Raw genomic sequence first — 12,948 nt, 5'->3', positions numbered from 1 at the left:
CTAAGTGCAAGGTTTATTTGGGCAAAATCTGCATAAACAAGCAGAACAGCATATGAAAAGCCCCTTACCCGCATACCCGGCAAGAGGCTGTCATCAAAAATATATTACGCTACTGCTACTCCACCCAGCTCTCGGCCCAGGACTGGATTTGCTGCATGACCGGCTCAAGTGCACGGCCCTTCACTGTCAATTCATATTCAATGCGCACCGGTGTCTCCGGGTACACATGACGTACCAGAATGCCCTCGCATTCCAGATCCTTCATGCGCTCGGACAGCATCTTATCGCTCATTGACGGAATCAGTCCGGAAATATCCTTGAACCGCTTGGGGCCGCTCATCAAGGTCTGAATAATGAGTCCGTTCCAACGCTTGCCCAGAAACGAAAAAGCCGTCTCAAATCTCGGGCACATCGTCAATTGATGTTCTTCCATGGTTATCACCTCTCACTTATGAAGCTTACAATTAGTTAGTATATATAATTTTACCACATTTATTCTGGAATGAACATCGTTTGCCAAAAAAAAGTTCATTAACCCCAATTATTATATTTACGCTCTCAATCCTTGGTGTCTTCTGCCCTGCGTCTTAGCTGGATAGCCTCTGTAACCACATAGGCAAGATCATCGTTGCTATATAGGGAGAGTACGCCCAGCACCGTATCATCGGAGATGAAGCCGGCCTCCTCCTCAGATACCGTCAGGGCCAGCGCATTGGCCAGCGCCTGATTGCCCTCCTGCTGCGGATAAGCCTGCAGATACAGGGCATGCGGGTCCAGCTTATTATTCACACACCACTGGGCAAATACGAGAATCATCATTTCCTCGTCCCGCTTATAGCTCTCGATAATCCTCTCTTCCATCGACTTGTTGTCATAATCCTCCATGTTGTTCTCCTCTCTGCTGCGAATCTGACCGCTCAGCGGCTTAGTCTTGCTGCTAATTCATGGCTCGGCAATACGGCCGAAGCGGAAATACCGCATTGCTCCGGTGTCGCTATATTGCTGAGATAATGGCTGACCGCGCCGCTGAAGCCTCTGCGCTCCAGTACTGTATCCCAGCTGCCGAAGTTCTGAGTGCGCGGCAACGAGCCCTGTTCATATAATATAACCCGTTCCATGTCGGTCACCTCAACCGATCTGCCATGTCCGTGCAGCTCCAGCTTCTCCAGATCGGCCCCGGCATCCCGGACCATGCTGTAATGGCCGGTGGTCCCGTTCTCCCAGCCAAGCATTCCTGAGGCGTGCAGAAGCCGCCCCTCCGTATCCGCCTTCAGGCTGGTGTGCAGCAGCTCATAATCCCCACCGGACAGCCAGAGCAGCAGATCCAGCATATGGATTAGATCATCATGGATCGTCTCATGGCTGCTGCCCTGCTGCAGCTTCGTCCGGTGTTTGACAGCAGTGGATTGGCTGATGCCTCCGGCCTTATGCAGCCAGGATTTGGCGGCGGCATACATCGGGGCATAGCGGCGGTTGAAGCCCACTCCCAGCAGCAGCCCCTTGTTCTCAGCAAGCTCTGCCATCCGGCGGGATTCCTCCAGATCATAGGAGAGCGGCTTGTCCACATACACGGACACCCCATGCTCCAGACAAGAGGTAACCAGCTCATAGTGCGTAGTTGTAGGACTATGTATGAACACAGCATCCAGATCCCAGGACAGCAGCTCCGTAAGCTCGGTTGTCCCCCGCTGAAGGCGATAAGCCTGGACTGCCCGCTCGACCGTAGCAAAGGAATGGCTGAGCACTCCCACCACCTCGGCCTGATCATGCCGGGAGAGCAGCGGCAAATAGACTTTACGGGCAATATCGCCTATGCCGATCATTGCCACTCTTTTGCGGACAGGTAGTTTCATTAACAGCATCTCCCTTACATATTGGGGGAATTTCTATTCCCTTATAGATGTATTATACCGTGACATGCTGCGGGAACAATGATCTTTGCTTCAATAATTGCTTTAATTGCTTTTTTTTCAGTATGATGAAATGGATGGAGTGAAGAAGGGGCATAGTATAATGAGAAAATGGCTAACGGTTGTTCTGTATGTTTCGTGCATAATCCTCGCGTTTATCTACAGGTATGAACTCCTGGCCTGGCTTAGAGAGGATCATCCTTTGTATTTGTCCATGCTCGCCGCTACAGTGCTGGCCTTATTTCCGGTCCTGCCCTACAAGCTGATTATCGGATTGTTCGGGTATGCTTATGGAAGCTTCGCAGGAGCGTTAATCTGCTGGAGTGCTACTACGATCGCGGCAGCCCTTGTCTATGGAGTCGTTACATCCATGTTCCGGAGCAAATCGATGGCCTATCTAAGCAGCTTTTCGGCGCTGGACAGATTTGTGTCTGCTGTGCAGCAGCGTCCTTTTGCATCTGTAGTGATCGCCCGCCTGGCACCGTTCATTCCGCAGATGGCTGTGAATATCTACGCCGGTGCCGCCGGACTGCCTTTCTGGAGCTATCTTGGAGCCACCGCACTTGGCAAAATTCCCGGCATCGCCCTCTACGCCTTCCTGGGAGGACAGATGTTCCAGCATCCGCGAAGTGCAGCTGTAGCTATAATCTTGTATATTGCCGTACTGGCTGTAGCCGGATTATCCATGCGCCGCCGTCCTTCTGCGGGCCGCTGACGCTTCAAGAATTTCCGGTATGCTGGCAGTAAGCCTCTATTTGATTTATAATTAAATTGTGATCTATTTAATTGCATTCTACAGATGGAGGGATAACAATGAGTGAATTTCAAGCTGATTCTATAAATTTCAAGACCGAACAAGCCACCTTCGCCGGTGGATGCTTCTGGTGTATGGTATCCCCTTTTGAAGAGCTTCCGGGCATTGTCAAGATTATCTCCGGTTATACAGGCGGACATACTGTGAATCCGACCTACGAGGAAGTATGCTCGGAAACCACCGGACATGTTGAGGCGGTACAGATTACGTTCAATCCGGATATTTTCCCATATAGCAAGCTGCTTGAGCTGTTCTGGCAGCAGATTGACCCTACCGATGCCGGAGGGCAATTCCATGACCGCGGCACTTCTTATGGAACGGCAATCTTCACCCATTCGGAGGAGCAGCGCCAGCAAGCAGAGGCTTCCAAGGCGGCCCTTCAGGCCAGCGGACGCTTCTCTGCTCCCATTGTGACGCCTATTCTTCCGGCTAAGCCCTTCTACCCAGCCGAAGAATATCATCAGGGCTATCATCACAAGAATCCAGCCCATTACAAGCGTTACCGCAAGGGTTCGGGCCGGGAAGCATTCATCGAAGCTCACTGGACGCATAAGGAGGACCCGCAGAGCCTGAAGGAGCGCCTGACTCCGCTTCAATATGAAGTAACGCAGAACAGCGCTACGGAATCTCCATTCCGCAACGAATTCTGGGATCACCACGGAGACGGGATCTATGTGGATATTGTCTCCGGGGAGCCGCTGTTCAGCTCAGAGGATAAGTTCGATTCCGGCTGCGGCTGGCCGAGCTTCACGCGTCCGATCCGGGACTATGCGGTCAAGGAGAAAACCGACCTCAGCCACCTGATGGTCCGCACCGAGGTACGCAGCAAGACAGCGGATTCCCACTTGGGCCATGTATTCAATGACGGCCCCGGAGCGAACGGATTGCGGTACTGTATCAACTCGGCAGCTCTGCGCTTTGTTCCCAAGGAGGATCTGGAGAAGGAAGGCTATGGCGAGTACCGCGTGCTCTTCCAGCATGCTTAAGGCTGGAGGTCCGGTTTGTCTGCTCCTCTAATGGACAGCTTTAAGCACTTACCTGCGCGCTAGCACAATGTATGCTGTTTTTCGCATACATTCGGACCACACGCCTGCATTTCCTGAACAAGAACAAAGCCTCCAGCCCGGATTCACGGGTAGGGAGGCTTTATTCTTTACAAATGATCCTTATCTTTACCGGTACAGCTTCTACTTGTTCTGCTTATCCGTATTCTCCTCTTCCGGTGCAGTTGGTACTATAGGTGCACTCTCAGGATGAGGCTGCGATTCCCGGCCCGGCAGATGCTTACCGCCCAACCGCACTTGTTCAGGGTGCGCAGGTTGCCGCCGCTTGAAGCTTCGCCGTAACCAGAGCACCAGCGCAACCACCACTCCAGCTACGAGCAGGACGGGGAGAGCAGCCGCCAGTACCACAACAAGCCACTGGAACATCACAGACAACGCCTTCATGCTGCCATTCAGCGCTTCTGAAGCCCGTACACCCAGCGGTCCCTGGGCATTGGTCTTCGTAAGGGTGAGACTCTTCTCCGTCTGGTATAGGCGAAGCTCCACTGTAGAGAAAGATACATTCTGATCAATATACCGCATTCTGCCCTTGATCTGTTCGATTTGCTCCTGAATTTCCCCAAGCTGGTTAGCGAACTGGACGAGATCGGCCGGTTTGGTTGCTTTTTTCATAAAATCGATATACTGCGCCTCCATCATCTGCTTCGCCTTAAGGCGTGACTCCAGGTCCACATATTCCTCCGACACATCCTGCCCCTGGATGCTTCTCTGGAGCTTCTCGTGCTTAATCTTCTCCAGATTGTTCAGGAACGGAGAGAAGCCCGCCGCAGGCACTTTTAGGATAAAGGTTCCGCCCTGTTCATATTCAGACATATTCTCTGAGAATTCGATAATGTAGCCCCCGGCCAGAGTAACCATATTCCGCACTTCAGTCTGCGCTGCCCCGTAGTCGCTTACCTCCATATTGAGGTTCGCCTTGTAGATCAGCTTCTTGTTCAGCCCTGCTACCACATCGGTTCCGGTGAATCCGGCAGAAGCATCTGTCCCTTGCTCAGCCCCCGCCCCAGGGACTGCCGAATTTCCGCCGCCGCCTTTCTGGTCAGCCTGATCATTAACAGCCATCGCAGTATTCGAGGTTAGACTATCCTCCTTGACCTCCACCGCAGCAGGCGCACTCTCCGCCGATCCGTCTGATGCTGCTTCATTTCTGAACGCGCTTTCTGTATTCGCGGCCGAATCTGAATTGCTACTCGACGCGCCGCAGCCCGTTAGAACCACGGCTACAACCACTAGATACAACAAGTAATGCAGACCCCATTTTCGCATGCTCATTCCTCCATCAAGTGTAATTGTATACTGCTTCCTGTGTTTCAGCTTCCGCGGCGAAAGGCCGTTATCTGTATCGGTCCGTTCCGCGCTTATCCCTCTTGACGTTCCAAAAGCTGGAAGGTTGCAGCCATTTACGGAAAATAACAAATAAGACCATTCAGCCATAGATAGCCAAGTGTGGTCCTGTTTGCGTATTGCCTCTTTATTTGTTACAATTACGATGATAAAACGGCAAAAAAACACCAAAAACCCTATTCGCATAGAATAAGGTTATGGCGCTATTCGGACAAGCTCCACCTTGCCCGGGCAGCTGTAATTGATTTCTTGCCGATTTATGATGCCTACTACTACAAGAGGAGGTGAACCCTCATGGCAAAAGACGTATTGTGCGCAGTTAATTCTTGCACCTACTGGGCTGAAGAGAACAAATGCAACGCTGAGTCGATCTTCGTTGCTTACCACAGCTCCAAGCAGCCTACACAATCTGAGGAAACAGATTGCAAAACCTTCGAAAGCAAATAATGAATGATTGCAGAAGTTGAAGGAGCCCTCCACAGGTTCCTTCTTTCTTTTCTCATTCTATCAAGAATGAGAATTATTATCAAGTGTTTCCTGCAAAAATAAAACCACTGCTGGCCGGAGACTGTACTCTCCCGCTTGCAGTGGTTTTTCTGTGCGAATCTAAGGATCTTAAACGGAACAACTCCGGCTGTTAACGGGTCACTGCGCCGTGCTGCTCTCTCACCAGGACCGCAGCCTTCACCATATTACGCAGTGCGCCTGTGGTCTCTTCCCAGCCCCGTGTCTTCAGTCCGCAGTCGGGATTAATCCAGAACTGCTGGACATCCAGCACGCGCAGCGCACGTTCGATGGCCGAAGTCATCTCCTCTACCACCGGTACGCGCGGACTGTGGATATCATACACACCCAGTCCAATTCCCTTGTCGTATTCCTGCTCCTCGAAGCTGACGATCAGCTCACCATGGCTGCGCGAGGTCTCAATGGAGATGACATCCGCATCCATCGCCGAGATCGAACCGATCATGTCATTGAATTCGCTGTAGCACATATGCGTATGCACCTGTGTGGTGTCCTTGACATGATTCGTGGCGGTCCGGAAGGATTTCACCGCCCAGTTCAGATAATACTCATGATCTCTCGCCTTCAGCGGCAGGCCTTCGCGGATCGCCGGCTCATCGACCTGGATCATCTCGATCCCAGCCTCCTCCAGTGCGGATACTTCATGACGCAGGGCGAGGGCAATCTGTCCAGCCACCGCCTCGCGGCTGAGATCATCGCGGACAAAGGACCAGTTCAGGATCGTGACCGGTCCGGTCAGCATTCCCTTAACAGGCAGCTTCGTCAGTGACTGGGCATACACGCTCTCCTTGACGGTCATCGGCTCGATGAAGGCAACATCGGCATAGATGACCGGCGGCTTCACGCAGCGTGAGCCGTAGGACTGAACCCAGCCGCCTGCGGTGAACAGATAGCCGGCCAGCTTCTCCCCGAAGAATTCCACCATATCCGTACGCTCGAACTCTCCGTGTACCAGCACATCCAGACCAAGCTCCTCCTGAAGCGTAATCGCTTCAGCGATCTGCCGCTTGATGAACAAGTCATAACGCTCCTGGTTCCAGACTCCCTTGCGCCATTTCAGACGGGCCTGGCGGACTTCAGCCGTCTGCGGGAAGCTGCCGATGGTCGTGGTCGGCAGCAGCGGCAGACGCCACTTCTCCTGCTGAACCTTGACACGCTCGGCGAACGGAAGGCTGCGGCGGTCCGGCAGCTGGGCAAGGGCACGCACCTGCTCCGCTACATCCTTACGCCCGCGCTCCGGCAGGGCACGGAATACGGCCAGCACCTCACGGCTGCGCTCCAGCTCGGCGGCATAACGCTCTCTTCCTTCATTAGCGGCTGCCGCAATCAGAACCAGCTCGGCCAGCTTCTCATTGGCGAACGCCAAGGCGTTCTTAACCGCAGCCTTCAGCTTGACCTCCCCCTCAACTGTTACAGGCACATGCAGCAGACTTGACGCTGGCTGGAGAATCAGCTGCTCCTTAGGCACATAGGTCAGCAGCTTCTCTACCAGCTCCAGCTTGGCATCGGTATCGGCGCGCCAGATGTTGCGTCCGTCAAGGATACCGGCTCCGAGTGTCTTATCCTGCGGCCACCCGAGGCGTGCAACCGACTCCAGATTCTTGCCGCCGTCATGGACGAAGTCAAGACCCAGACCCTGCACAGGCAGCGCGAGCAATGCTTCAAGCGGCTCCGCAGCTTCGAAGTACGTCTGCAGCATCAGGTTCAGACCAGGTACGGCCGCAGTAATCTCACCGTAAATGTTCTGCAGCAGCGCGGTATCCTCAGCCGTTAAGCCGGTAACAATCGCCGGTTCATCGATCTGTACCCAGGCCACTCCTTCCGCCTTCAGCTCCTGCAGCAGCTGCACATACAGCGGGAGGAAGCGTGCGGCAATGGCGGCGATGTCTGCTGCAGGGAAGCCCTTGGACAGCTTCAGGAAGGTATACAGTCCGACTATAACCGGCTTGCCCTCAATGCCTGCCCGCTCCTTGGCGAAGCGGTAGGCGGCCAGCGGTTTATTCGCTGTCAATACCGGGGACAGGCTGCCGATCTCAGGTACAATGTAATGGTAATTCGTATTGAACCATTTGGTCATCTCACAGGCCGGAGCCTCTGCATTGCCGCGCGCCATTGCAAAATACAGATCCAGCGGAATCTCTCCGCCCTTATATCCATAACGCGCCGGTACGATCCCGAACATGGCGGCAGTATCCAGCACATGGTCATAGAAGGTGAAGTCGCCCACAGGAATCAGATCAATTCCGGCCTGCTGCTGGGTCTGCAAATGCTGAAGCTGAATATCCTCCATCTGCGAGCGGAAGCTTTGCTCATCGATTTTGCCGGCCCAATAAGCCTCCAGCACTTTCTTCCATTCACGGTTCTTGCCGATTCTCGGATAACCGAGGCTGCTTGTATTGATTCCTTTACTCATAGGTGTCCACTCCTCTGTATAGTTGTTTATCGCTTATGCCTGCAAGCCTTAATCTGATGCCATCTTACTGCACGGCTTCCGCGCCCTGCAACAGTTTCCACGCAATCCGGCTATACAGATTCCCTATAGCAGAACGCCAAAAAAAGCCGCATCCCCATGAAGGAGGAGCAGCTTAGACTCTGAGGCGCGGAGAAATCAGAACCAGATCAGATAGACCACACCGGCAAGCACAATCCGGTAGATTGCGAAGGGCAACAGCTTGATCCGGTTAATCAGCTTCAGGAAGAAACGCATCGATACCAGTGCGAATACGAAGGCGCTAATGAAGCCGGCAATGAAGAACGGCAAGGCATCCAGCGTAAAATACTGCCAGTTCTTCAGCAGTGAAATCAGGCTTGCCCCGGCCATAATCGGTACCGCCATGATGAAGGTGAAATCGGCTGCCGCACGGTGGCTCATGCCCAGCAGAACCCCGCCGGATATCGTCGAGCCGGACCGCGAGAAGCCCGGCCACAGGGAGATACATTGAATCAATCCGACTGATAGCGCCTGCCTATATGTAATTTGGTCCACACTCTCAGTCCGGGCATTCGCAGGCGCAAAACGGTCAGCACAGATCATGAACAACGCTCCTACCACAAGTCCAATCAGCACAGTAAAGGTAGAGAACAGATGCTCATCGATGTAATCCTCCAGCAGAAATCCGAAAATACCGGCAGGCAGCAGTCCAACGAGGATATGCGTCAGCTTCAGCCGTCCTTCAACCGGAGCCTGCCGCTGCCCTTCCGGCACTACGGCCAGATCCTGGCGGCTAAGCTTCCTCAGGCCCAGCAAATCAATGAACCGGTTACGGAAAATAATGACCACCGCAAGAATGGAGCCTAATTGAATCACTACCTTGAAGGAGTTGGCCGTGTACTTCCCCAGGAACTCCTGCGATTTAAGCCACATATCATCAACGATGATCATATGGCCTGTCGAGGATACCGGAGCAAATTCGGTCAGCCCTTCTACAATGCCCAGGATGATTGCTTTAACAATGGTCAGCAGCTCCATGGCGATCCCCCTTTATTGTTTTCAATATAATAATTGTAAACTCGCACAGCTATTTCTGAAACTTACAACGTATATGCAGTATTGCAAATTTTAATCCAGCTGACTTGACAGGCAGAAACCTACGGCTTATATTTATATGCATGCGCATGCATTTATTGTTTATCCATCCCATATAGAACGAAGGAGCGACATTCATGACGAAAGATCTGTTCACCCCCTATGAGTATAAAAATTTAAAACTGAAGAACCGGGTGGTGATGCCGCCCATGTGCCAATATTCAGTTACCAATAAGGATGGCATCGCTAACGACTGGCATTACAACCACTATGTAAGCCGCGCTGTCGGCGGCACCGGACTGATCATTGTCGAGATGGCGGATGTGGACCCGGACGGCCGGATTACCGATTATGATCTGGGCGTCTGGTCTGATGAGCAGATTCCTGCGCTGGCGCGGATTGTGGAAGCCAGTCATGCCCATGGAGCCAAAATCGGAATTCAGGTGGCCCATGCCGGGCGCAAAGCGGAGGATGCCAAAGTTCCTGTCTCCTCTTCGGCTATTCCTTTTGACGGCAACTCCAAGACTCCTCATGCCCTGACGACAGAGGAAGTACAAGATATGGTCCAGAAATTCAAACGGGGCGTAGAGCGTGCGGTTCAGGCCGGGTTCGACACTATTGAGCTGCACGGCGCCCACGGTTATCTGATTCACCAGTTCCACTCGCCGTTGACCAACAAACGGACTGATGAGTACGGACAGGACCTGACCTTGTTCGGCCGGGAGGTAATCGCTGCCGCCAAGAGCGTGATGCCTGAGGATATGCCGCTGATCATGCGGATTTCCGCCAGAGAATATGTGAAAGGCGGCTACGGCCTCCAAGAAGGTCTGGAGATCAGCAGAGCCTATAAGGAAGCCGGAGCCGATATTTTCCATATCAGTTCAGGCGGTGAGGGAGCAGTTGACGCAGAGAATGGACCGGGCAACCATGCAGCCTATCAGTTACCGCTGGCAAGAACCATCCGCGAGGAGCTGAACGTGCCGGTGATTGCTGTCGGCCGGTTGGATGAAGCGGTTCTTGCCAACGCCGTCATTAGCAATGAAGAAGCTGACTTGGTAGCGGTGGGCCGGGGAATGCTCCGTAATCCTTACTGGACGCTGGAAGCCGGTGTGACACTGCGTAAAGACGCAGATATACCTAAGCAGTACGCATTAGGATTCCCGCGTTAAGGACAATTCGTCAGCAGCTTGCCTATGGTGATGGTATACTGTATAACAACTACTATTCATTACAGGTATACACCGGGAGGATGAAGACATGACTAACCCCCCTTCAAATGATCTGATTAACAGCTGGTTATCGCTCTCTCTGATACAGATGAAGGTGGCCGCAGTCCTTGAAGCGAAGCTGACCGAGAACTATGAGTTATCGCTTAAGGAATTCTATGTATTGCTGTTTCTGTCCGAAGCCCCTGAGCAAAAGCTGAAGCTCCAGCAGCTGGAATCGATGGTCGGGCTTAGCCAGAGTGCTGTGTCCCGGCTGGTCAGCCGCTTCGAAGCCAAGGGCTGCGGAGCGCTGGAGCGCAAGTCCTGCGAGGCAGACCGCAGAAGCATCTATACGTCCCTGACTGCCATTGGGCAAGATAAGGTTGACCGGGCGAAGCAGACCGTTAATGAAGTGCTGCAGGAAGCCTTTCCTGTAGACGACACGCAGCAGCTGCTGAAGCAGCTTATCCAACTGAAGCAATCCTAGACCCGGGCAGATGCCTGCCGGGTGAACCGCCGTCCCTCCCGAGGGATGGCGGTTTTTTTGTCTGAACCTCCATTTCCCCTAGAGCATACATCGTACTAATACGAAATTAAGAATAGCGGGGTGTATGAATGGTGTTCACAGTTATGCAGCTGGTTGGCGGTCTTATTCTCTCTGTAGGCTGGATTCCGCAGATTGTGCAGATCCTCAGGACCCGTTCTGTTGCAGATCTCAGTCTGAAATCTTACCTGCTGATGCTGCTGGGCATCGCACTTATGGAGGCTTATGCGGTTAACCTGGCCGCGCAGGGGGTCGGATTTGCTTTTCTGATCACCAATTCCTTATCACTAGCCGTTGTAACAACGGTAGTCCTGCTGATTATCCGCTACCGGACCCAAGGGTAATAAAGCATTCTTAAGGCTGCACCCCCGTCCCATCTGCGTTATACTTTCTGTAATACAAGGATGTGGGAGGTTCAAGAAATGAAGCAAAATAAGTATGACGACGCGGGTTTTTTTGAGAATTACAGCCAGATGCCCCGCTCTACGGGCGGACTGGAGGCTGCCGGAGAATGGGAGGTCTTCCGTACCCTGCTGCCTGATCTGTCCGGCCAGCGGGTGCTTGACCTGGGGTGCGGGTTCGGCTGGCACTGCCGGTATGCCCGGGAGCAGGGGGCGGCTTCCGTCGTAGGCATAGATCTCTCCGCCAATATGCTGGAGCGTGCCCGTGCGATGACAGACGACCCGAAGATTGAGTATCTCCAGCTCGCGATTGAGGATGCCGCATTCGGGGCAGAGCAATTTGATACCGTGATCAGCTCGCTGGCGATCCACTATATTGAAGATTTCGGCAGTCTCTGCCGCCAGGTCCGGCATTGCCTGAAGCCCAGGGGAGCCTTTGTCTTCTCTGTGGAGCATCCGATCTTCACCGCTCTCGCCGCGCAGGATTGGCATTACAGCCCGGACGGGAAGAAGCAGCATTGGCCCGTGGACAACTACCATCTCGAAGGGCTAAGACTGGCTGATTTTCTCGAACACGAGGTTGCCAAATACCACCGGACCACCGCCACCTACCTGGGTACGCTGCTCCATTCCGGCTTCGTCCTGAAGCAGCTGTCTGAGCTGCAGCCAACCCCTGAGATGCTGGAGAAGAATCCGGCCTGGCAGGAGGAGACGCGGCGTCCGATGTTCCTGCTGCTGTCCGCGGTGAAGCAGTCAACAGACTAATCTTACCGCACAAAAAAAAGACCAGCCGGACGGTAGTCCGCTGACCTTTTATCATCCCCGTGGTTCACGGAGTTCACATTGCATTATTCACATTCACTGTACCTTCCTGAGTCTTGGCAAGTGCGGACGGAATCTTAGGTGCCTGAACCAGCTTCCGTCTGCCCAGAGAGGTTGTAAAAGTGATTACATAACCGGCTACAACTACAGCCATCACAGTGTACAGGGTTTCTCTTAACGGCATATAGAAGAGGGAGAAAGCCAGAACGATTACATCCATCAGGATAAATACGGTTCCTACCTTAATACCTTTCCATTCACTGATCAGCACGGACAAAATATCGTCCCCGCCGCTCGCCCCGCCGCCCAGCAGGACCATTCCTGCGCCCAGACCTGTCAATACCCCGGACAACAGCGCCGCAACCGGCAAGTTATCCTGCAGGTCAATAACCCAGCCGGAATAGCGTTCCATCAGCCCGTAGAATACCGTGAAGGCCACTACGGAGATGAAGGTGTTCACTACGAATGATTTTCCTTTGAAAATGATTGCGATGATGAGTACCGGAATGTCCAAAATCAGGATGCTAAGTGATGGTGAAATCCCCAGTACATACTTGCCGAGCAGCGACAATCCTACGAATCCGCCTTCGGTCAAGTGGTTCTGATAATTAATGTGATAATACGTAAATGCAAGCAATAGTGTTCCGGTCAAAATAATAGCTAACCGGAGCGGCAAACTCATGCCACTGTCTTGTTTCCTCATTACTCGGTCTCCCCTTATCGTATATGGCGGCTAGACGTTCGTGCCAGCCTCTACGAGGGGTTATACCGGAGGAGATGTTGCTCCTTCGCA

14 protein-coding genes are annotated in these 12,948 nt (G+C 53.0%); 7 read left to right on the top strand and 7 right to left on the bottom strand.

Features of this window, described 5'->3' with window-relative positions; all coding sequences use genetic code 11:
- Positions 1-115: 115 nt before the first annotated feature.
- The 3 genes from NSS64_RS07090 to NSS64_RS07080 form a co-directional block, all read right to left on the bottom strand.
- On the bottom strand, positions 116-433 hold the full coding sequence (locus NSS64_RS07090; RefSeq protein WP_036698497.1) for a winged helix-turn-helix transcriptional regulator: 318 nt from the start codon (positions 431-433) through the stop codon (positions 116-118).
- Positions 434-558: 125 nt separating this feature from the next.
- Positions 559-885 (bottom strand): hypothetical protein, encoded by a 327-nt coding sequence (locus tag NSS64_RS07085; protein ID WP_341139691.1) that lies wholly within the window; start codon positions 883-885, stop codon positions 559-561.
- 32 nt (positions 886-917) lie between these two features.
- Complete coding sequence (locus tag NSS64_RS07080; protein ID WP_341139690.1) at positions 918-1,853, bottom strand: Gfo/Idh/MocA family protein; 936 nt, start codon at positions 1,851-1,853, stop codon at positions 918-920.
- 160 nt (positions 1,854-2,013) lie between these two features.
- Between NSS64_RS07080 and NSS64_RS07075 the strand changes: the two genes are divergently transcribed.
- Positions 2,014-2,625 (top strand): TVP38/TMEM64 family protein, encoded by a 612-nt coding sequence (locus tag NSS64_RS07075; RefSeq protein ID WP_341139689.1) that lies wholly within the window; start codon positions 2,014-2,016, stop codon positions 2,623-2,625.
- Positions 2,626-2,723: 98 nt separating this feature from the next.
- The gene (msrA, locus tag NSS64_RS07070) at positions 2,724-3,710 is read left to right on the top strand and encodes a peptide-methionine (S)-S-oxide reductase MsrA (RefSeq protein WP_340939416.1); all 987 of its coding nucleotides are present in this window, start codon (positions 2,724-2,726) and stop codon (positions 3,708-3,710) included.
- A gap of 201 nt (positions 3,711-3,911) precedes the next feature.
- Here the strand turns inward: msrA and NSS64_RS07065 are convergent, their stop codons facing one another.
- A complete protein-coding gene (locus tag NSS64_RS07065) occupies positions 3,912-5,054 on the bottom strand; it encodes a DUF4349 domain-containing protein (protein WP_341139688.1) in 1,143 nt (380 codons plus the stop codon).
- A gap of 372 nt (positions 5,055-5,426) precedes the next feature.
- On the opposite strand from NSS64_RS07065, the gene NSS64_RS07060 reads away from it, so the two are divergent.
- A complete protein-coding gene (locus NSS64_RS07060; RefSeq protein ID WP_076079942.1) occupies positions 5,427-5,579 on the top strand; it encodes a DUF1540 domain-containing protein in 153 nt (50 codons plus the stop codon).
- Positions 5,580-5,769: 190 nt separating this feature from the next.
- On the opposite strand, the gene metE is transcribed toward NSS64_RS07060, so the two are convergent.
- Both metE and NSS64_RS07050 read right to left on the bottom strand, forming a co-directional pair.
- Positions 5,770-8,070, bottom strand: coding sequence for a 5-methyltetrahydropteroyltriglutamate--homocysteine S-methyltransferase (metE, locus tag NSS64_RS07055; RefSeq protein ID WP_341139687.1), 2,301 nt, complete (start codon positions 8,068-8,070; stop codon positions 5,770-5,772).
- 195 nt (positions 8,071-8,265) lie between these two features.
- Positions 8,266-9,126: an undecaprenyl-diphosphate phosphatase gene (locus tag NSS64_RS07050; protein WP_076079944.1), complete on the bottom strand. Its 861-nt coding sequence runs from the start codon at positions 9,124-9,126 to the stop codon at positions 8,266-8,268.
- A 194-nt stretch (positions 9,127-9,320) separates the two neighbouring features.
- Between NSS64_RS07050 and NSS64_RS07045 the strand changes: the two genes are divergently transcribed.
- The 4 genes from NSS64_RS07045 to NSS64_RS07030 all read left to right on the top strand — a co-directional run bounded on the left by NSS64_RS07045 (position 9,321) and on the right by NSS64_RS07030 (position 12,098).
- A complete protein-coding gene (locus NSS64_RS07045) occupies positions 9,321-10,352 on the top strand; it encodes an NADH:flavin oxidoreductase/NADH oxidase (RefSeq protein ID WP_341139686.1) in 1,032 nt (343 codons plus the stop codon).
- Between the two features lie 88 nt (positions 10,353-10,440).
- Positions 10,441-10,875 (top strand): MarR family winged helix-turn-helix transcriptional regulator, encoded by a 435-nt coding sequence (locus NSS64_RS07040; protein WP_340939407.1) that lies wholly within the window; start codon positions 10,441-10,443, stop codon positions 10,873-10,875.
- A 128-nt stretch (positions 10,876-11,003) separates the two neighbouring features.
- On the top strand, positions 11,004-11,276 hold the full coding sequence (locus tag NSS64_RS07035) for a PQ-loop domain-containing transporter (RefSeq protein WP_076079946.1): 273 nt from the start codon (positions 11,004-11,006) through the stop codon (positions 11,274-11,276).
- A 78-nt stretch (positions 11,277-11,354) separates the two neighbouring features.
- A complete protein-coding gene (locus tag NSS64_RS07030; RefSeq protein WP_341139685.1) occupies positions 11,355-12,098 on the top strand; it encodes a class I SAM-dependent methyltransferase in 744 nt (247 codons plus the stop codon).
- A 73-nt stretch (positions 12,099-12,171) separates the two neighbouring features.
- Here the strand turns inward: NSS64_RS07030 and NSS64_RS07025 are convergent, their stop codons facing one another.
- The gene (locus tag NSS64_RS07025; RefSeq protein ID WP_036698508.1) at positions 12,172-12,858 is read right to left on the bottom strand and encodes a YitT family protein; all 687 of its coding nucleotides are present in this window, start codon (positions 12,856-12,858) and stop codon (positions 12,172-12,174) included.
- Positions 12,859-12,948: the final 90 nt, after the last annotated feature.

Origin of the sequence: Paenibacillus sp. FSL H8-0122, from assembly GCF_038005345.1 — a bacterium.
GTDB lineage: Bacteria > Bacillota > Bacilli > Paenibacillales > Paenibacillaceae > Paenibacillus_AQ.
The sequence above is the reverse complement of the archived record's forward strand: the minus strand, read 5'-3'. Positions and strand labels throughout refer to the sequence as shown.